At 39.4% G+C, this 22006-nt stretch carries 12 protein-coding genes; 4 read left to right on the top strand and 8 right to left on the bottom strand.

The features are described 5' to 3' along the window. From L5M28_RS22665 to L5M28_RS22635, 7 genes are all read right to left on the bottom strand, one after another. Positions 1-168 (bottom strand): transposase (locus L5M28_RS22665; protein WP_263203170.1); only part of this gene is annotated, 168 nt, incomplete at its 3' end. Between the two features lie 51 nt (positions 169-219). Next, on the bottom strand, positions 220-828 hold the full coding sequence (locus L5M28_RS22660; protein WP_263204458.1) for a type I restriction-modification system subunit M N-terminal domain-containing protein: 609 nt from the start codon (positions 826-828) through the stop codon (positions 220-222). Positions 829-954: 126 nt separating this feature from the next. After that, complete coding sequence (locus L5M28_RS22655) at positions 955-7260, bottom strand: DEAD/DEAH box helicase (RefSeq protein WP_263204457.1); 6306 nt, start codon at positions 7258-7260, stop codon at positions 955-957. Between the two features lie 9 nt (positions 7261-7269). Continuing rightward, complete coding sequence (locus L5M28_RS22650; RefSeq protein WP_263204456.1) at positions 7270-10593, bottom strand: STY4851/ECs_5259 family protein; 3324 nt, start codon at positions 10591-10593, stop codon at positions 7270-7272. A 16-nt stretch (positions 10594-10609) separates the two neighbouring features. Beyond that, positions 10610-14062 carry a DEAD/DEAH box helicase family protein gene (locus tag L5M28_RS22645; RefSeq protein ID WP_263204455.1) on the bottom strand — a complete coding sequence of 1151 codons (3453 nt, stop codon included), beginning with the start codon at positions 14060-14062 and terminating at the stop codon, positions 10610-10612. Between the two features lie 62 nt (positions 14063-14124). Further along, positions 14125-15636 carry a sigma-54 dependent transcriptional regulator gene (locus tag L5M28_RS22640; RefSeq protein ID WP_317630025.1) on the bottom strand — a complete coding sequence of 504 codons (1512 nt, stop codon included), beginning with the start codon at positions 15634-15636 and terminating at the stop codon, positions 14125-14127. A gap of 65 nt (positions 15637-15701) precedes the next feature. Then, entirely contained in the window at positions 15702-15926 is a 225-nt protein-coding gene (locus tag L5M28_RS22635) for a helix-turn-helix domain-containing protein (RefSeq protein WP_259528191.1), read from the bottom strand. A 120-nt stretch (positions 15927-16046) separates the two neighbouring features. On the opposite strand from L5M28_RS22635, the gene L5M28_RS22630 reads away from it, so the two are divergent. The 3 genes from L5M28_RS22630 (at position 16047) to L5M28_RS22620 (ending at position 18349) form a co-directional block, all read left to right on the top strand. Further along, entirely contained in the window at positions 16047-16283 is a 237-nt protein-coding gene (locus tag L5M28_RS22630) for a hypothetical protein (protein ID WP_076501618.1), read from the top strand. Then, complete coding sequence (locus L5M28_RS22625; RefSeq protein WP_263204453.1) at positions 16276-17499, top strand: site-specific integrase; 1224 nt, start codon at positions 16276-16278, stop codon at positions 17497-17499. Before L5M28_RS22630 ends, L5M28_RS22625 begins: the two co-directional genes overlap by 8 nt. Before the next feature lie 148 nt (positions 17500-17647). Then, a complete protein-coding gene (locus L5M28_RS22620) occupies positions 17648-18349 on the top strand; it encodes an HDIG domain-containing metalloprotein (protein WP_159436990.1) in 702 nt (233 codons plus the stop codon). A gap of 96 nt (positions 18350-18445) precedes the next feature. Here the strand turns inward: L5M28_RS22620 and L5M28_RS22615 are convergent, their stop codons facing one another. After that, positions 18446-21565: a tyrosine-type recombinase/integrase gene (locus L5M28_RS22615; protein WP_263204452.1), complete on the bottom strand. Its 3120-nt coding sequence runs from the start codon at positions 21563-21565 to the stop codon at positions 18446-18448. A gap of 268 nt (positions 21566-21833) precedes the next feature. On the opposite strand from L5M28_RS22615, the gene L5M28_RS22610 reads away from it, so the two are divergent. Then, on the top strand, positions 21834-22006 hold a 173-nt coding region (locus tag L5M28_RS22610; protein ID WP_263148818.1), incomplete at its 3' end, for a transposase.

The raw sequence follows: 22006 nt of genomic DNA, 5'->3' as shown, positions 1-22006 counted from the left end.
AATGGCTAAGTCGCTAAACACTTGAGGGCGACCTTTCTTTGGCTGCTTGACCTTGGCTTTCCACTTAGCAATTGCATCCTCATCAATCCAGAAGGTAAGTGAACCGCGGTTGATTAAGGCTTGGTTGTATTGCTTCCAGTTGGTTGTTTTATAGCGAGGTTTTGACACGGTTGATGGGTAAGTTGATAGGCGATGCCGATCAGATCAGCGGCTACGGCTTTAGTTCAACCGATTTAGGAAACAAAGCCTCGCTGGGTCACAAATACGGCTGGTTGTGCTTGGGTCTAGCATTTCTACCATGGCGCGAATAATATGGCGCGGCGTTCTAAACTGGCCGTTAATGCCGGCGGTGGTCAGTTTGCTGAGCAAATACTCGTACAAATCACCTTTGGTATCGCTGTTATCAAGTGGCAAGTCATTAACCATTTCAACCGCTTTTACCAATAAGCTTTGTTTTTGGATCATTAACTGGGCATCTTTCATAAACTCAGAAAATAACGAGCCTTCGTTACTCTCTTTTACTGATGCCGCTGAGCTAGAACCAAAATACGGGAAGAGTTCATCTTTGACTGTTTTGTATAGCTGCTCTGCACCTAAATGACGGATATTTTGCCAACGTAGGTGTTGCTGCGCATCATTGAAACGACGGTTAAACGCTTGGCCAGTTCGTGCACTTCGTTTTTCGTCAACTTGTTCATTCATGTCGAGCATGCGGGCGTACATTAAAAAAGTAATTTGCTCGATAACTGTTAACGGATTGGTAATGCCGCCGGTCCAAAATTCTTCCCATAGCTTGTCGATTTTGCTTTTTAGTTGACCTGTGATCATGGTGTACTCTTATTGTTGATGTGCTGCTTACTTGGCTATAGAGCCTATGCTAGTCAGTTTTACCCTTGGCGATAAGTGTTTTATCGCCAAGATGATGTGTGTGCTAGTAAATTAATCAGTTTAGGTTTATTGCGTTATCTGGTTAACGTAAATATCGGTTGACCAATCAAAACTGTTTTTGACACTAACAGTGTCATAGATTTTAGTTAATTGGATTAATTGATCTTGGACATCATAAAATTCAAATTTTGCATTGTGATACTTGAGATCATGTTTCCAGTAACCTAAACCTTGATCAAAGCGTATTGAGAAGCTTAATCCTGAGGCAAATGTTAGAACCAGTTCTCGACGATGTTGTATGTTGCCTCTATAAGTCGAAACATCTAAATTGATAGGCATTTTTAACCCCAATTTAAACCAGTGTTCAAACATCTCACGCATTTCTTGCTGGTCGTCCCAATCATGTTCGACCTTGGAGCCAATAGAATCTTTTCTGTTATATAAAGTAAAAATGTCGACTCTTGGTGACACGGTAGCAAATGGTTTAAGTAATTCCCCCAACATTAGCAGTGACCAAGGATTTTGAAGGTAGCGATCACTGTATTGAATGGTTTCAATGTGTTGCGAGTCTAAAGCCTGTTTAAGCACTTCGTTGTTATCTTTTAAGGCTTGCCAAAAATGTTGGCCAAATTCAGTTAACAGACCATTACATTCTTTAGTTAGCTCTACCGCAATTTGGGTTACCTTTGCGGTTTTTTGCCACACAGAGGTATCAATAGACACTATAGACACATCTTGATGTAGGTTTGATTTAATTAAATATGAGTTATCTCTATGCTGTAACCAATTTTGATCTGGGTTTGCCACAGTGAGGTTATTACTGGCGATGGTAAATACTCCATCACTGTTATGAACTTGCGCCAATATATGGCCGCTGTCGCCATTTACAGCTGAAACACTTGGGTTACCTTGATAAAGCTTAACGCCTTTGGCATGAAGTTGAAGTAAGTCGTCAATTATGACTTGCTCGAATGATGCTAACTGTACGTCAGAAGGTATTACGATATTTAATGAAAGCTCATCATTGAAATTATCATACTGCTTTAGCTTTCGTCTAAATGTACTTGCCGCTAAATCCCATTCATTTGGATCGTTTGATAAAAACAAAGATATAGCCGTAGCCTGCTTATTCAACGCTATGTGTATTTCTTCAAATGCACTTTGGCTTGCATGTTGTGATTGGGTAAGCAGCTGCATTGACTCAGGTATAGCTAAACTTAGACTGAAATCTTTTGTTAGCCAATCCAGAGCCATTAAGCGATTTAGATTATCGACATCGTGACGCGTGTCGGCATCAAGTAAACAAGCGGCACATAGGCTGTCGCATTGATCTTTACAGTGAAGCGTGTCATAGGCCTTTGATAGGATAGCGGCAATCATGGTAGACCCACTAGAGGCAAAGCCTGCTCCTCCACTTATCGTGTCATAAAGTTGTATTGCTAATACCGACTGTGTATTGATTAACGTAGGTTTTATTGTATAACCCATTTCATTATTCAATATGCCTAAACTTGCTGCGAGTGCGTTACGCGTGGCAACTGCAAGGGTTAATGCGATTGATCTATTTTCTGTATTTGGTCCGGTGTCGTTTAGATATTCACCGGTTTTTGGGTGGCAAAGTACTATTTCCAGTACATCGGTTTTAGTTTGACTACCGAGATAAATATCTTTGTGAATATGTGAAGACCCTTCGCAGTCGTGGTGACGGCCATCATTTTTATCTTTTTTAGATCCGCGGATTGGTTTATGTGGCTTTTCAGGTGTTAATGTTGTGGGGAATTCACCCTGTGCGGTAAGGGATTCTGCGCGTCCACAACTCAGACACATTGCATAGCCTTTACCGTGTTCGCCTGCGCTGTAGTTAAATACACTTCCGTCTGTACCGTAGCGCATAAAACCCAGTTTAGGATTAGGTAACGGGTGAATTGGACTATTAACACTGACCCAAGCTGGTTGAACAGGGATATAGTGTTGAGTGGTAATATTGTTTGTTGGCGATGCATAGAAATCGGTGACAAAACCTGTGGGCTGAAGCACTTTTAATTTGTCTTCAACTTTTATTGAATGGCCACAATGAGAACAACACAGGTTACTGTCAGACGTTTGAATTTCTGTTGTATAACCTGTTTGCCCGCAGCTAACGCAGCGCCATGCTAAATCAAATTTTTGGGCATCTTTAGCGTCTGCAACAGCAATATTTTGCCAGTTAAGCGATACGCCAGCAGAACGGAATACACGGCCATCGATGACCATTTCAGCACCTGGTGCATACTCACGTATGGCAATTGCTAGATTGCGTGACGGTAAGCCACGCAAACGAGAGATATTGTCTTCTCGTTCAGCATTATTTTTGCTACGTCCTTTTTGCTCACGTATGAAATCTTCAATATTGGAATTATCCAGATTGACAATATCTGTAGGGAATCCATAACCGGGTAAAAATGCTTTTGCTGCTAGCTCACGTAACAAGTACTCGCGACGATGACGTTGTAATTCCATGCCTAGTCTAAATGCATAAGGGCCATCCTTTTGAGTGGTGCTGAGTTCTTTTTCAACACTATGAAGTTCTTTTAACCAAGCAGTTTGAAGCTCTTCAATGCTATTAACCGTTACATCGACTAATGACTGGATTGATCGACCTTCTAAAACTGTCCCCTTAGTTAGTCGTGAAATATCTTTCTCAAATGAATCTATTTGGGCTGCTATATTGGCTTTAAATCGATCACAAATACTCAAGGTTTCACTTTCGTAAAACCAGCTTAAATTGAGTGATGTTTTCTCTTTTTCGGTATGACCTACTTCTTGTGTTAAAAAAATACCCAGTAAAAATGCATTAACATGACGTTGTGTTAATCGCGCCGAGTTAAGTGAGACAATCGGCGCCGATATTAATGTTGTGAATGGCCAAGCCGGATTGTTGAATACTTGAGTATCGTGTGGGTTAGATTTACACAATGTAAAAGCTAAAGCTCGGGACTCATTGCTTCGCCCTGCTCGACCTGCTCGCTGTAAATAGTTAGCTGGGTGCGGTGGCACGTTGTTCATAACAACGGCTGAAATACCGGCGATATCGACACCCATTTCCATGGTGGTCGAACAATTCAGCACATTAACTTTGCCCTGCTCAAATAATTTTTCATAATTTTTTAGACGTTCAGATGACTGCTGCGCCGAATGTTCTGCAGTGCGGTAGTAAAAACCACCTTCGATAGTTCTATCGTTAATATCTGTCCAGAGGTTTCGAGAACGTAATAACTGCACATCTACATTGTCAGCGACTAATCTTCTAATTTTATTAACGCCAATTTGAAAATCTTCTTGTTTAGCCGAGAAGCTCCAAGCTGCTGGGAAATTGACTTCTTCACATCTAAAGTTACCACTATTCAGATCCCTCGGTAGATACGGGGTAATAGACCTTAACGTTGTATCTATAAGTTTATTAGTAATTGGACAAATGAAAGCTTTTTCAACGAATGAAAAAGTCATTTTACTGCGGTCTAAAAAGAACTGATTACCTTCATAGCTTAATATGGGGTGAAGCCCTTCTGTTAGGGCATCCCATGCATCACGCAATATATTATTAATAATATCTTTATCTATATTTTTTCCGATATCTAGATTAAAAGCCAACACTAGCAACTTAGCTAGTCTGTTTAATTGATTACCTTTAATTTGTGGCCATTTCTTAACTCTATTTTCATCATCTTCATTAGATAAAGGGTTTCTTAACGTTTTTGTTGCAAAATTACTTCCAATCCAACTTTTCCAGTCTTCATTTAAATTTATATAACTGTTTTCTCGGACATAAAAATCGAGGCACGTTTTTAAATAATCACGCCAATCCTCAATCGACCCTGGCCAGATACTGGGTAAACTAGTAATTTTATCGAGACCAAGGTAGCTAACTTTAACCATTCCTTGAGTTTCTAAGCTGTTTTGACGTTTAGGACGACGAGCAAACTCACGAACAAGCAGCAGCTCGGCAAGCTTTCTTGGTCCTGCAGAACCATCAAACACTTCTGGATTTGCATATTTATTATATTGAAGCATTGCTTTGCTTACACTGCCATGTGCAATCAAACTGTCTATCATTTGAGACCAAGACAATGTAATCAGGTTGAGTTTACTTGCAGTACCTGCCAATAAAGATGCAGCAAGTTCATTTAGTTCATTTGCTTTGTCTTTAAGTCCCATAGAGGCCATTTGTTTTGCTAATGCAAAAAGATCTTCGGGTTTGGCATCTGCATTTGGCTTTTCTTGGATAGGTGCTTCAAGTTGAGCTTTTTTTAGGATGTCTACAACTAATCCACGCAACTTTGAACGTTCCGCTTCTTGTTGCATCCGAACAGCCATTCTGGCTGTTCCTTGCCTACTATCAGTAAAGGTAATTAATTTCCGACCTCTTCCGGGTAAAGATTGAGGACCTTCTTGATCTCCAGGCTTCATTTCATGGTCAGGGCAATATTCTAAAATGGTTGGAACTACGTTAGCTACATAAAATGGCGCACCGAGAATACTCCGGCGATAGGGTAAATGACCACTAAACCCTTTATAGCTGCAATTCGAACATATCGGTTGCGTTGTTTCATTGTAAAAATAAGGCACGCTGTTGGAGGCTAAACTTGCAATTTCACCAGTTTTAATATCAATTTTGATTGGTGAAAAATATCGTTTATCATCTTTGTCTGCTTTATCTTGTTTACTAGACAAAACAATTTTTGAAATACTTGAAGAAGATTTTTTAGTTTCTTTTGATTCATCATCATCATCGTTACTTTCTACAGTCAGTGAAAATTCATCACCAGCATCTTGCTGCCATTGACTTAATTTTCCATTTTTATCTGCCCCCAATAGATGCGGTTCATTGCACTCATTACAAAAAGCTAGCTCAAGCACTGGGGCTTTAGTGTCACAATCACAATGAGTTCTACTTTTTGAATAAACGTAACCATATGGCCAGTTTGTTTTAAGCTCTGTATCTGCTTTTTTCGAACAGCTAGGATCGATACAGGTAAATAATCCACTGAACATACGTTGAAAATAATGCGCTCGGACTTTTAAAAATGCTTCTTTATTGGGCGCGGGTTTGGTCGCCGTCAGTAAATCTATCCAAAGCAATAAAGTTTGTTCATCAAAAGGTTTATCACCCAATAGATTAGACACTTTCTGATTTATGTCTTCTAATGTTTGAGGTATTGATGAGTTCACAAACACAGTTCGAATCGCTTTAGCAATTGATGAACTGGCTAGAGCATCAAACCTAGTGCGTGAAACGTCCAAACTAAAATCTTCTTTTTTTACCGTTTCATCTGCTGGGATAGACATTAAGTCTTTAATACTGGTATGTTTCTCTTCAAGTCGGGGTATTTGTGGAATGACCCTTTGGCCACCAATCACGGTAACTTGATCTTGGTTAACACCAGCCAGGTCAGCTAAGTATTTTTTGAGTTGATGAGCGGTATCTTTACCGGCGATCGTAGCCGATGTTGCCACGAATCGAACATCTTTTGCTTCAACACCAAAGGCTATTAATACTCGTCGTAATTGCAAAGCCAACTCAGCGGCTTGAGACCCTACATAAGTATGTGCTTCATCAAGTACAATCCATCTTAGTGATTTTTGTTTTTTTGATGCTGCAATGATAGGAGCATCAACTTGTCGCACCATCATGTATTCAAGCATGGTGCCGTTTGTGACTAAAATGGGTGCTGGCTTTTCTCGCATTAATTCACGTGACAAAACCTGATTGGGTACTAAATTTTGAGCTGATGAAACTTTAGCCTTCAAATTTTCTGTATTACCGTTGTACAAACAAAAACGCATGTTGTTGCCAAAGTGCTTAGTCCAAGCATCCAAACGCTCTTTTTGAGAGTTGATTAATGCATTGAGTGGATATAAAAATAGCGCTCGGACGCCCACAAGGGGCTCATTGGTTTGCTTTATCTCCCGATAAAGATCTTCAATCACTGGTACCATAAAACATTCTGTTTTACCTGAACCAGTACCACTGGTTACGACAACAGATTGAGGATTATCATTTAACAACATTTGCCAACTTTTCAATTGATGAGTAAATGGCGAATACTCTGCATTGAATCGATAGCGCCCATTATTTGTATGATCGAGTGCTGTGATGACTTCTTTAGACAGTAGTGTGCCTTTCAATTCAGATATACTGACTTTTGCAGGCTCCCAACCAAAAGTATGTTCAAATAAAGGTGAAGATAATAAAGACTCGCCTTTGCCACTCGGTTGATTTAATACACTTTTTAGGTGTGTTCTTAAGGATGGGTTACTAATACCAAATACACTCAATGACGCTTCTTGTGCACGCTCTGCTGCTTGCTTCGTTAGCTGTGAAAAATATTCCATAATAAAGCCTTAAATCAATTCTGAAAACGTTAATAAATGGAATGTATACATGCTTGCAAACCAATTAGGATCAAAGTCACGTACTTTCTTCAACTTAAAAATTGCATTTGATGAACTATCATAAATGTCTGATAAATTAGCTTTACCCGTTGATACAGCAGCTAAGAACACAGGTAAATAAATAACAGAGTTTTGGAAGTTATGTAGACTGTTAATATCTATCTGTCCGAGTGAATTATTTTGATACCATTTACTTAATTCGTAACCTTCACTATCAGGCCACACATCGTTTTCACTGTGTTCTCGTAATAGGTCTTGTAGCCAATCCTGTCCAGCTATGTTCATTATTGGTTGTGGTAGCTTAAGTTTGGGGTCAATCTTATTTGTAATCAGATAACTCACTAACTCTTCGCTAAAACCTGGTATATGATACAAAATAGATTCATACCAAGGCTCTGCTATCATTTTTACGTATTGTTTATCGACACCTTTTTGCTCTAACCAATCGAGAACTTGTTTATAAGTTTGGATGAATAATTCTGGTGGTGTCACTTGCCATAGAACCGGAAACTCTGATTCTATTCGCGCCATAAATTGTGGATTAGCTTCGAAACGATAAAAACACAGTATTAATGCTTTGGGGTTTGCCACAATTTCACGCCAAACTTGGAATGTTGTTAAGGACAAATGTTGATAGTTGCTGAAGAGTTTAACCAAAAACTCCCATCCACTATGTTGTAGGTTATCAGCCATTTGCATTACAACATCAGCTATCACGTGAGTATTAAATTTAGGATGATATGCTTGAACAGCCCGTTGTAGTGAGTTCACCTGTTGTTTTACTTGATCGTGATCAGCTTCGTCTTCTGACATATGATTGCTACTGTCATGACCTACGAGCAATTTTGCTCTGAAATTTGTCGCACTATTTGAGCTTGGTACTATTAACCATGGACCTTCATTTTTATCTACTTGCGGCATTTCATAATGACCAGTGGATATGCCTTCACTAATTAATGCTTCTATTTTTGTGGGTGTTCTTTCAGGATTGCTCATTTGCATTAGTAACAACTCTGCACCGGCTACAACATTTTGACCTTCCGCTGAAATTTTAAAAAAACGTTTATCTTCAGTTTCGTATATTCGGCTACTATAACGATATATTTTATATTTTAAGTTGCCAGAGAAGCTCGAAATGGTCATTGTGACCTGTGCATCCAGATCTGGGGCTAAAGAAAGTAATTCGTTAATTTCATCTTTAAAACTATGTAAACTTATAATTGTAGGTTGTTCACCAACACGGAATTGATGTTTAAAGTATGGTGGCGATCGACCTTGGTTTTCTAAAACAATATCTATTTCGAAGTTAGCAGAGCATTCAGCTGATGCAAACAAATGTAAACGACTGCCGAGCAGATCATCTATTGATAAGTGCTTCTTGAGAGGCTCCCCTATAGCATCAAATACAAATGCTCCTTGTCTTGGATAAGGCAGCTTTATATGAATTGGGGTAGCCATTAAGTTTGGTGTAATACTTAGGGTCAACTCTGATGGCGGTAGTCCGTCACAAGATAACTGTAAACAAACTCCGTCGGGTGTATCTTTTTTGATAAAAGTTACTCTATCGGTTGATATGCTGTAAATCATTTTGTTTTTTGTTGTTATATTTATTTCACCCTGACCGATCTGTATTCCTGCTTTAGTTGAAATTTTCACTCCAGGAGGTAACAGGCCTATTCGTTTTCGGAATAAGGTTTCACCATGTTGGTTTTTTAATGCAAATGTTTGGCGACCATAAAGTTCGTGCAACATTAATTCTGACTTAGGTTGGCCACTTATGTATTCAGTTAAAACATGATCCAAAGAAAGGTCACTGTCTATAAACCGGTATTTAGGCAGTCCTAGATACGTCGCACTAGGTTCCGTGTCGTAAGTTATCATGTCCCCGAATAGGTTAAGTCCTAACTCGGCTGTTGATGTATTCAATGATTTAACACGATATTTATCATCGTCAAGGGTTATAACAATTTCACCTTGAAGTAATATGAAATTGGGTTTTGAACTATGAATATTTTGTGGCCATGACGAAACTTCACCGTTAATGATGTTGTAATTAGACGATTTTGGTAATATTAAATACAACTCTTCTTTGTGACTAAATGTGGCTTGACCAGCATATTTATACTCGCCATCTTGCTTGATAAATCCAACTGGCATCTCATTGAGAAACACACTAGTGTTATCCAATAACCATCGAGCAATTTCGTTTCCACCTTGCCTAGCTACAACTGACAATTGAGTCTCAGATGATTTTCTCAACACCCTAATACTTCGATTTCTAACTTTGATTAATGCGGACTCACCTGTTCCATTTATATATGAAACACCTAAATTTTGTAAATCCTGGGTTGATTCCGCCAAAAACAACTCTAATCGGTTTGATTTAAGTTGATGTGGTTGTGTTTTCATTATGAGTTCATCAGGTAAAAGCAATTTTGTAGTGATGGTTAGCTCATTTATATTTAGGTAATGTTCTGTTAATAACTTTTTATTAAATTTGGTGCGTTTAAAACCTTCATGACTTGCTTGTAATAACCAAGAGTTAACGATGTTTGTTCCAATACTGTTATCTAGCGGAATTGGGAAATCTTCGCGCCATTTGGGTGAAACATTATCTAGGTAGTCTGCGGGGTTTGATTTGTTTTCTAATGCAAAAATATCCACAAGATTGACTAGTTTTTCTGTCATTAAAGTGATTAATTGAATAGATTCTTGTTCATTAAAGGCTTGAGGTAACGATTGAACATTGATGGCTACAAGCTTTTCAATTGGTTCTCCAAGTAATTTTGCTACCGCGACATTTTTCAAAATCCGCTTAAGGACTTGCCCAAATTTATTGTCATTGTTACTTAACAATTTAAATGGAAGTCCTCCTTCTGAAAACAGAGTACCTAAAAAATTACGGCGTTCGGTGTAAGTTTTTATAGGTCTCAGCCAATAAGATTCAATACCTTTAAGCACTGTTTTTTCAATTTGAGACGGAGTTAATTCATCCCCCAAATCAACCCATATAGCATGCCAACTCCAACCATCATTGCTTTCATAGTTACGCTGATACCATACGGAGCAATACAAGCAAAAAATGGCTGCCCATGAAATATTATTGTATCCATGAAGTTTACTGTCTTTATGCTTAAAAACTAGTTCTTTAAGTAACGTATATTCAGCTTCAGTTGCTTGATATTCATATAATGGCTTACCTGTAGGTTGCCGTAATCCTCGGTCTTTTAGAAATTGACCAAGCCATTGTGATGGGGTTATTAATTGATTCATTTTGAATGACTCCCTGTCATATCATTTGTTTAAGCTCTTGATTTTTTTCAATTAAATAGATTTTATTGCCTAATTGAACATCAAATTGAGTAATGAAATCTTGAATAACATCTGCTTGCTGCTCGCTAAATACCCCATCTAATCCCATGTCATGGACTTGAGTAAATGGTGCATCATAAAGTTGGGATATTTGTATCGACCCATAACGAATTAAATGATTTTGCAACATGCTAATAAAACGCTGTTGTTTAGCATTCATGTGGGTATGGCTTTTTTGAACAAATTCAGTAAATTTTGTTTCAATATTGTCTTTATCCATTCCGACAATAGTGCGCAATATTTTGTCTAACGTGGCGGTTGATTCAGGGAAAAAATCTTTTAGGGTATTTAAATCAACGTTCGGATTTTGGGTATGCACAAGGGAGTTTAGTTTTGCTAAATCATCCTCTGTTACCGGATCGCCATTGCGAATTTTCTGCAGAACTAGGTCCGTTGCAAACAATGGCGAAAGTGTTTTTTCTACCTCTTGACGAAATATTTGATAGTCGATAGAGACAATTTTTGTTGGTCGTGTTGTTTCGCGTATTTCACTAACCTCTTCTTTTACGTCAATAACATAATCAACTGTTGGAACTTGAGCAGTTTTGTCGCGTAAATGAATGATACTGCGCAGTGCTAAACGACTTTGTTCTAATGCATCAAAGGTTAGCAAGTCCCAGTATGTACGGGTTTGAATGTTGGCAATATCTTTCGCTTTTGCACGCACTTCATTTAGGTGCATTTGTAATGACTCTACCTTGCCCATTAAACTTTGTTTAACAAGATCTATTTGATTGGGATCGGTAAACATTAGCATTTGAATGGTGGCAATTTCATTATCCAATTTATAGGCTTCAGATTGCCCCATTATGTTACGCCATTGCATTAGTGGTGCAATATACTCAAACAAATTGGCTTTTGTTTGTGGCGCAAATTGGTTAAGCGTTTTATCATCTTTACAGGATTCAACCACTTGCCAGTTATCGCGCACCGCGATAGTGTTCATATCAAGTGCTTTAATATCTTGATGGATAAGCTTTATCACGGCATCAAAGGTCGTTATGTCTGCCTTTTTAAGCGCGGTTTCAGCCAGTAACAGACGGCTTTCAAACAGTTTTTGCGTAAGAGATTTAGCCTGTTTTACATCTTCTTCGCTTGGGTCCATATCGAAGTAGTTGAAGTTTTCCCAGTGGTCAAAAATTAAGAAGTGGGTTTTATCTTTGCCTTTTCCGTAGAGATCTTTGCATAGGCGTGTGCCACGACCAATCATCTGCCAAAATTTGACTTTTGACTTAATGGGTTTGGCAAATACAAGATTTACGCATTCTGGAACGTCAATTCCGGTGTCGAGCATATCTACTGAGATAGCAATGCGAGCACTGTTTACTTCATTTGATTTAAAGTCATCAATTAACTCTTCTGCCCGTTCATATTTTGAATGGATAACGCGACAAAAGTTACTGCCTAATTGAGGATACATTTCGCCAAACAGCTGCGACAGGAGTTCAGCATGAGCAATGTTGCGGGCAAATACTATGGTTTTACCAGGTAGTTGACCGTCACTATCACGCAGGCCTTTTTCCATTAAATTACGTAAAATAACGCGATTGGTGTCTTTATTTTTTACCGCTTCATCGACTTGTTTAGCGTCAAAGTTTAACTCGTTAGGGTCAAAGCCTTGATCTTCTAATTGTGCGATTTGTTCATCTGTGAGGTTATCTTTTTTGATACCTTCGCGTAAAAATTTAGTGGTTAAACTAACAATTTTATAAGGTACTAAGTTACCTTCTTCAATCGCCTTTTCTAATGGGTAATTAGCCGTAGGCAATTTGAAATCACAACCAAATAACTGGCACGTTGAGCGCGATACCATTTCAACAGGTGTGGCGGTTAAGCCGACCTCTAGTGCATCAAAATATTTAAAAATATCACCATAAATATTATAGATAGAACGGTGTGATTCATCAGCGACAATTAAATCAAAATAACCAACATCATATTTTTGATAAATACTCATCATGCCAGGGTAAGTAGCAATGAATACCCTTGAATTTGTAGCTAACTCTTTTTTGGTTTTACCTACGATGTATAGTGGCTCATTGGTAAACTCATTAAAGGCATTGCCCGCCTGTTTACGTAGCTCTTTACGGTCACATAAAAACAGTACGCGTTTGGCCCAGCCTGCATCGAGTAGCCGTTTAGCCAGCGCAATAGATACACGCGTTTTTCCTGTGCCGGTTGCTTGTACGATAAGAGATTTGCGATGTTTATCGGCGAAACGTTCACATACACGAGTGATTGTTTCCATTTGATACAAACGGCCTGCGACATTAGTATCGATTGGTGTTTGATTTAAATCTTTTTTAAGGCCTCTCTGTTTAATTAGATATTGCAGCGAGTCTTTAGAGTAATAGCCGTAAAGTTTACGACTGTTATAGCCTTGGGCATCGTCTAATATACGGATGTCGTAACCGTTAGAGTAAAAAATGACAGGTCGTTGATTGTACTGTTTATGTAATGCATCGGCATAAAGCTTGGCTTGTTGCCTGCCTTTTTCGACAGATTCACGAGTCCGCTTCGCTTCTATTACTGCGAGTGGTTTTCCGTCATCGTCCCAAAGCACATAATCTACATAACCTATGCCTGTACTGGTAGGCTGATCAGTTACCTGTACTTCTTTACCTACTTCATCTGTGCTCGTTTCATCAAGAGACACCTGCCAACCAGCAGCCCGTAGATCCATGTCAATGATCCGCGCACGAGTTTCTGCTTCGCTAAAGTTAAAACTTGCAGTGATAAGTTTGTTAAGCGCCTTAATTTCACCGACTTTTGCTTCATTTATCGTTTGCTTGAGTCTTTCGGCTTCTTGTTGGGCTTGTTTTTGTGCTTGTTGAGACGCCTCTAATTCTTCTAACGCTTTTTTGAGCCGAGCTTCATTTTGGCTCAGCTGTAGTGCTAGTTGTTTATTTTTTTTAGTAAATTCAGCATCACCTTGATTTAAGGGCTGCTTTTGTTCTGGCGCAGTAAATTCTGGGCAATCAGCTTGTTTCCCATTTCCGTAAGCCATAAATAGATAACAGGCAACATAATAGCTTTCTTTTAAAATCCAAATAGCTTGTTGTTGATCGACTCGACCTTCGTGTGCCGCTTGATTACCACTTTTGCGTATTGCGTGAAGTTTATCGGTAATTAAATTGGGGACTACGCTAGTGAAATCATCCGATGTGAGCTTGTCATAGATATTTGAATTGGGAAAAGCAGGTAATTGAAGTTCTTTATAAAAATAGCCGACAACCTGTTCAGCAAAACAGCGAAGTTTAACCAATGCACTTTGTGGATCTGATATCGCATACTCTTCGGCAAATGCTGCTAATTGATGGAGCTGTGGCCACTTTGTTTGAATATGCTCAAAATTCATTGATTGCTTCATTCCGTGTTGCTTCCTTATGTCCCTACTGCATTCGCAATAACAATGCCAATCTGCCGCGATGGTTATTTTTCTATGTCAATCTGCAAACGCTTCATCCAATTGGTTAGCGTTTGATGATCTTTTAAGCCCAACATTTGCGTGGCTTGCTTTTTTACATTACCACTGGCTTTTAATGCCGCTTTGATATATCTTTTTTGAATATCATCAGTGAGTTGCACTATATCAATTTTATCGTGAAGAGACATAGATATATCAGTGGCTTGTTGTGGTTTATGTGATGAAAGCAAGGCATCTGCAAGATCGTTAGCTGTGATAATGCTTGAGTCGGACCATAAGCAGGCCCGATTTAATGTGCTCCATAACTCACGAATATTACCTGGCCAAGCTTGATTGGAAATAAACTCTATTGCTTTTTCGCAAATATTCTTACTTTGATACTGAGGATGTTTGGACCCAACGTGATTAATTTGGCTAATGAGCTGATTGACTAATTTTGGGATATCTTGCTTTCTCTCTCTTAGTGCTGGCATTTGGATAATGCCGACCGCGAGTCGATAAAACAGATCTTCTCTAAACTGGCCAGCGGCGATCTGTTGTTGTAGATCTTGATGTGTGGCCGCAATGATTCTCACATCCACATAAATGGGTTTATTGTCTCCAAGGCGATTAATCTCACCTTGCTGTAAGGCTCGTAGCAATTTAACTTGAATATCAAGAGGCAGCTCCCCTACTTCATCGAGAAAAAGCGTGCCGCCATCGGCTTGCTCAAATAGACCTGCATAGTCTTTGTCCGCCCCCGTAAAGGCCCCTTTTTTATGGCCAAATAAGGTAGAATCTGCCAAGTTTTGCGCAAAAGCGCCACAATTGACGATTCTGATGGGTTTATTGGCCCTTAAACTTCCTTTATGGATGGCATGAGCCATTAATTCTTTTCCGGTACCCGTTTCACCTAAAATCAATGCAGGGACTTCAGCGGCGGCAATTTTTTGAGCTTTAACAATAAGGGCTTTCATGACGGGTGATTGGGCAGTTAAAGCTGTAAACGCTGTGCTGTGCATGGATAAAGCACTGGCACTTGAGGCAATGTTCTTAGCGGCAGATTTAATATAGGTATGAATAAAATCGAGGGGGATATCCACCTCAATTAATTGATTATCTGGGGTGGTTTGTAAAAAGTGGGTATTGGGCTTTCCTTTACCTATAAGCACTGACAAAGTGGTCATGGTTGGCGTGCCGGATGTGAGGTTTATTGAAAGCGTTTGCGCTTCATCACTGAGTTTTGCTATCCAATGTTCGCTAGTTTTTGCAATAGACTGATAATCAATCGGGCTATTTATATGGGCTTTAAAGACTTGAATATCGTGAAAAGGACGATGATTAATGGCCAGTTGTTTTTTTAAATAGCGTTCAAATTGTGGCCACAGCTGTTCATCTTTATTGGATAAAATAACTATTTTATCGAAGGGAATTTTGGATTTTATTGCCAAGGTTACAATTGCGGCGCCCTTGTCAGACTGCATGTTTTCAAGGTCTTTATTACCAAGCCAGGTAAGTAGTATGTTCAATGTGGTCACTCATCCATTAGTTTGTAAATAATATTACATCAAATAATTTTATTTACTACTAAGAAACGCAGCTATTAATCTTCTACGTACTCAATCACATCCTCTACTTTGCAACCAAAATAGTGACACAAAGAGTCGATGGCTTTGGTCGTCGTCGAGTATTCGTAGCTTGGGTTCATCATCTTAGATAAGGCCGTTCGATTAACACAAGCTGAATCTGCGACTTCCTGAAGTGTGATTTTTCTTCGCTCTCTGAATTCTTTTTCAGCAATTAACTCTTTGATTTTAAATCTAATCACTCAATTCCATCCTTAAAATACGTAAAAACATTGAAATGTTCCTTGTAAGAACATCGTTGCCATGCTTAAACGTTCCCAAGAAGAACATTTGATCAACTTAAAGAACATTTCGAGGTGTTTATGCCACAAACATTACTCAATGCAAAAGAACTTTCTCAAAGAATAAAGTTTAGCGCGCCTTATATCAACCATACATTGAAAGATAATGTTTTCATCGAAGGGGTTCATTACATAAAGCCATTCGGTGGTCGAAAAATTTTCTACATCTGGGAAGTAATTGAAAAGGAATTATTTAAACCAAGCTCCCCTGCTAAATTCATCATTCCAATGGCTAGAGGAGGTGTATGTCATGGCTAATATTCGTGCACGAAATGGTAAATTGTTATTTGATTTTACCTATCAGGGCGTTAGGTGTCGCGAACAGACCACATTGCTCGATAACCGGCTGAACCGTTCTCGTCTAATGGGAATGCTTAACACAATGGAAGCCGAGATAAGATTAAATAGATTTGTATTTAGGAATTATTTTCCATCAAGTCCACGATGCTCACATTTTGTCGATTCTGATGTGCTTATCGAGAACAATCTAGTCGAAGTACAAAAATACAGTGGAGCAACATTAATCAGCAATATCCCCACATTCAGTTTATTTACCGCTGAATGGCTGGCTGAGAACCGGATACAGTGGAAAATCAGTCACTACAAGAATGTCGCTATGATATTTGAGCGTTACTTGATGCCTGAATTCGGTCATTTTCGTTTAGACGAAATCACCCGCCCACAGTTGATTAAATATCGGGCTAGTATCAGTGAACCGAAGCGGAAAGGAAGGCAAGGTAAACTCAGTAATGACTGGATTAATCATGTTATGACTCCGTTGCGAGGGATCTTAAACGAAGCGGCTCTTCGTTTTGAGTTCCCAACGCCATTTACCAATATTAAGCCGTTAAAAATTGATAAAACGCCTATAGAGCCTTTCTCATTGGCAGAGGTACAGCTGTTTTTATCTAACGTTAGAGAAGATTTTCGTGACTACTATACGGTGCGTTTTTTTACCGCGATGAGAACTGCTGAGATCGATGGTCTTAAATGGCAATACGTCAATTTAGAGCGTGGTGAGATATTAGTTCAAGAGACTCTGGTTGATGGCAATGTCGAAACACCCAAGACATCGGCATCTTATCGCAGTATTCAATTGTCTCAACCTGTAACTGAGGCGCTTAAGCGTCAATTCAGCCTGACAGGGAGATTGACGTACGTTTTTTGTAACTCTAAAGGTAAGCCACTCGATCATCGAAATGTCACCAAGCGGATCTGGTATCCGGCGTTAACCGCTTTGAGCCTCAAACGTCGTCGCCCTTATCAGACGAGACATACCTGCGCAACCTTATGGTTAGCCGCTGGCGAGAGCCCTGAATGGATTGCCAAACAAATGGGGCATAGCACGACCAAAATGTTGTTCGAGGTGTATAGCCGTTATGTACCCAATATCACAAGACAGGACGGCAGTGCTTTCGACCGCTTAGTAAAGCAAATTCAGCTAGCTACATCAGGAGATCCCCATTATGAATAACGTTATATTTGCATGGGTTAAAGACATTAAAATCAGTGGTCATCTACCTACTGCTAACTGTGAATTTATTTCAAACCAAAAGACAATACATGCCATCACATCTGCAGATATTGCCAGGACATGTCAATTCAACTATGGGCTAGCTCAAATGAACATTACTCATGATAGCCGAGGCAATGTCGTTATCTGTGCGATGAAACCCATACTCACTCGTTACAGTGAAAATGAATATATTCAGTTAACTCAGCTACTGGGTTCGACAAAAGAGAAGTTGCTAGGTCGTTTTTTGAAGTTATTAAGCCTAGTGACTTGTCCTGAACTACAGCCCTTCGTCAATTTTATCTTTGAGAGAACAGACATTCTTAAGATATTTATCAAGGCCCAAGCCAGTTATCAGCATCACCATTCCTATGCCAATGGACTATTTGAACATAGCATAGAGGTCGCTGAGATGACCTATCACAATGCCAAACATCTACAGCATTCAGAAATCGAGTGTCAGACAGGACTGGTAGCGGGGTTATTTCATGATATTGGTAAAATTTATGCCATGTTAAACCAGCACATTGAACATTATGTGCCTGGCCCACATGAGAGCTACAACTTCGCGATTCTAGCTAAGCCTCTGGGTGAACTGGGCACCATCAACAGTAAGGTATTTGCTCTACTGAGCGACTTACTTGCTGCAAAACCCTATGGCCATAAAGTCCGCTATGCAATGGAATACGTACTTCAGCAAGCAGACCGCAGCTCTGCACAATCGGGGTATGTACGTGATCAGTTTAAGTCATTACCCGCCCACTATGATTTTAGAAAAGTCGGTGATTCTGTCATCCGAAGATTAAATTAAGTTGAGCAATCTTAATGATAAATGACGATAAAAAATGCTAATGTGACAACTGTTCCATCAGAGTTTCGTTGGCATAAACCTCAAAAAAGATCTACATCAATAGCTCAAAATAAGCAGCAAATGTAAAAAACTGAATATGCTTTGATGTCTTTGTATTCGCTTATATGAATTGTTAACTACGGCTATCTCTAGAAACCCATTACCATCATGCTTGCCTAAATAAAGCCCTTCACTCTCACTAGCAACGACAAATTTAGTGTCACTGAAACCATGTTCGATAAGCGTCTTCTTCCATCTAGCCTGGATAATATTAGACTTTTCAGGGGTTAGGTTTGCATTATGATAGCGAAAATTTAAATGCCTGGCTTTTAAATCCAACAATTGACATAGGCGGATAAACATTCTTGAAATATTTGCGTCTGGACAGCGTAAGGCGTAATGTTTACCGGGAACCGCATACCGCAAAATTTCTATCCCTAGGCGAATATTTTCTAAGGTCAATGAACCTTCACTAATGTTGTTATCCAATTTATTACATAAAAAGATAAACACACGTGTTGAATTAGCTAAATGTTTATTTTGTTGGATGTTAACAACTGAAACGTCTATACGCGGAAACTTAGGGATTAAGGGTAAGTGCCTACCTCTGCGAGGATAATTCTTATGAATAGTCTCGGCATTACTGAGTAACTTTTGTAATTGCTCTAATGGAACCACATAGTGCGCGGCAACTTCGATGGTGGATGATGTATGTAACGCATTTAATGCTTTGGCCCAAGTTAAACTACTGATAGTTAAGCCAGTTTTTATATTGGCAGAGAAGTTCGCTAAACTTGGCATCACTAGGCTGACTGTTTGTTGAGCTGGTTTAATGGCAAGTTTGTGCATTACGTCCTGAGTGTAGTACGTTATGCGTTCAGCTAGACTCAATCCTGGTTCAAGGGGTTGCAGTGTCACACGACCCACGCACTCTGATGTAAAGTATTTTGTCAGTTCAAAGCGCGAATTGTGCTGCAGGTAATACAGTAGGTCTTTTAAATGAAGATAACTATTTAGCGTCGATTGCACGTCTTTATGGCCCATCATATGAGACAGGATAAACATTTTCTTGCGGGTGTTATCACTATAGCAAAGACGAGTTTGCAACCTTTTTAGATACTTTTCATCAAAAAACTCATCATTGAACAAGGTCAAATGTCGCCTGCCCGTATCTATGATGCTGGCATTCAAACGACACCAGGTCCAATTAGCAAAACTGTGTCGTAAATGATGTACACGTAAACTTTGATCTTGGGTGTAATGACGCATTAAGTCTGTTATTAAGTCATAAGCCTGATTCACTCTTCTCTGATTATCAAATAGTAAGGTGCTATTCTTAGCCCCTGCTCCATGGATGATTCGATAAGTGTATCGCAACTTACTCAATGCCGTTTTCGGCCACAAAGCGTCTAAAGGTAACTCTCTTCTGGCGGAGGTCGTTTTTAATGTCCTATGTTTATTAGGTCTCACTGAAAGCTGAACATAATCAAAGTCGTTATGGGTTGGTTCAGTCAGAGAGAATGTAAAATCCCCCCAGGTTAACTTGGCGGCTTCATTTCGACGTAATCCACTGTAAAAACAGAAACACAAAAGAAAATAGGCATCGTGGTGCGCCGGACAATGTACCGATTGATGATCTAAATAGGACAACATGACTTGCACATGCTCATGGGAAATCAGGTTGCTATCTACCTCACTGGAGCTCCCAAACACCTCAATATCAGATAAACATAAATCTCGAACAAAGCCTGAATCACTCAGAAACTGCGCAAAATAGTAGATATATTTTTTTCGCTGTGCCGAAGAAAAATGGTCAGCAGCATCATTTAATTTCTCAGCCCAATCCTCACCAGACAATAAGTCAATATCGCTTGTGCAAAAAATGATTAGAAATGGCCGGCTTAAACTTTTGACATAATCAATAGTTGTCGAGACTTTTAGCCGCCGCTTGTGCATACCACCTGTCTTTAGTAACGAATACAGCCATGCACATAAAATCCAAAAGTATGGATTACTCTTAGATGATTGTTGATCCAGAATGATTGCTATAGCCCCAAGACAATCGGCTCGAGGTTTGTTGCTATCTACAAGATAGCAGAGCTCGGTATATACCTTATCTAATTGTTCGAGGGTCTTTTCCATCGACACAAAAGAAGTTTTCTCGTTCGTGACAACGGACCAATCACGAAAAGCTTTGGTTTTATCAGAAATGGCTTCTGAAAGGTACGGTTCGGCGTTTGCATAAACTTTTCCTGTCAGGATACGTACAAACGCATGTGTGGGCAATGGCTGGCAAACGCCAGGTAACATGTACATACGATATTGAACCGGGCCATAACGGAGGACGTTATCAATTCGTCGCAGCACCCTTAGCTTCAATAGTGATATATCTGACCAATCGAAATACGATCCGTAATTAAGATAATGCACTAAAGCAGCTTTGAACTGACTGGGCTTTATTGCGAAAGACGCGCTATGGTGCACATTATGCCATTGCTGTAAAGCCATGACAGCCATATCACTTAGCACATACCGTGGCGAATTTATTTTGATATTTTGGCATTGCCAATAACAAATTCCTCCCACGTAGAATATGTCCTGTGGGTATTCAACCATAAGCTGTAAATGTTCAGTTTTCTCTATGTTCACTGTGTAATATAAGACGAGTAATAGTCTCCCCAACTTAGCCTTGTCATCTAAATCTCTATGAGGCGCTATCAACTCCCTGCTTAATTGAGTGTTAATGAGCTCGACTATGGGTAATTTTGTCAAATCTACCGGGGTCAACATCGGTTTATCACGTTTTAACGTGATGATTGAAGGAATGTTTGGCGAGTCTATGTCTAAGAACTTTTTGGCATAGTTGAGTATAGATTGCAGTATGAGAAGTTGTGCTTGTTTGCTTAGCACTTCAGGCTTCAATGCGGCAAGCACGTTTTCTAACTCTTCTGGTAAAAAAGCGTTATCAGAAAGTTTAATCTCCTTTTTTAGATGCCCGAGCAGATTGTGATAGGATGCAAAAAATTCGTTTTCAATTTTTTCTGACTTTTTATTTTTTACAGCAATAGATGGCGATATGCTGTTTAAAAATGCGGTGCGGCATTCTATGTATAATGGATGTAGCTTCCCCTCTTTTGATAGCTGGATTATGAAAGCACTGACTTTAGTGGTTGCCATCCTACCTCCCTGAATAACTTATCTAAGATAGGCACTAATTCATTAATGGCTTCGATATGGCTTAACGCTGAGTAATTTCCTATTGGTACTTCACCAGCTTGCCAATGACCCATTTGAAAGTTGATTAACTCAGGATCGACTCCTTGATCTAATAAACTACTTTTTAACCAGTGACGACCTGCATTGGCTGGTATTGTAGTGGCACACTAATTTTGGCCACCTAAATAGAGGTGATATTATTACCTCGTAGATGACTTTAGGTGAACACATGAGATCGACAACCAGAAAAACATTTAGTGCTGAATTCAAACTTGAAGCAGCCCAATTAGTCCTCGATAAAAACCATAGCATCATCGAAGCTGCAAAGGCGATGAACGTAGGTAAGTCCACTATGGATAAATGGGTGAGACAGTTAAAACTAGAACGCCAGGGTGGCACACC

The sequence above is a fragment of the Shewanella sp. SW32 genome (assembly GCF_025653365.1).
Taxonomy (GTDB): Bacteria; Pseudomonadota; Gammaproteobacteria; order Enterobacterales; family Shewanellaceae; genus Shewanella; species Shewanella oncorhynchi.
Note: the sequence above shows the minus strand (reverse complement) of the source record. Positions and strands in the feature narration are given on the sequence as shown.

Excerpts from the sequence above, each read along its gene's own strand:
- L5M28_RS22660 (WP_263204458.1), bottom strand. The coding sequence starts at position 828 with ATGATCACAGGTCAACTAAAAAGCAAAATCGACAAGCTATGGGAAGAA.
- L5M28_RS22655 (WP_263204457.1), bottom strand. The coding sequence starts at position 7,260 with ATGGAATATTTTTCACAGCTAACGAAGCAAGCAGCAGAGCGTGCACAA.
- L5M28_RS22650 (WP_263204456.1), bottom strand. The coding sequence starts at position 10,593 with ATGAATCAATTAATAACCCCATCACAATGGCTTGGTCAATTTCTAAAA.
- L5M28_RS22645 (WP_263204455.1), bottom strand. The coding sequence starts at position 14,062 with ATGAAGCAATCAATGAATTTTGAGCATATTCAAACAAAGTGGCCACAG.
- L5M28_RS22630 (WP_076501618.1), top strand. The coding sequence starts at position 16,047 with ATGCCACAAACATTACTCAATGCAAAAGAACTTTCTCAAAGAATAAAG.
- L5M28_RS22625 (WP_263204453.1), top strand. The coding sequence starts at position 16,276 with ATGGCTAATATTCGTGCACGAAATGGTAAATTGTTATTTGATTTTACC.
- L5M28_RS22620 (WP_159436990.1), top strand. The coding sequence starts at position 17,648 with ATGAACATTACTCATGATAGCCGAGGCAATGTCGTTATCTGTGCGATG.
- L5M28_RS22615 (WP_263204452.1), bottom strand. The coding sequence starts at position 21,565 with ATGGCAACCACTAAAGTCAGTGCTTTCATAATCCAGCTATCAAAAGAG.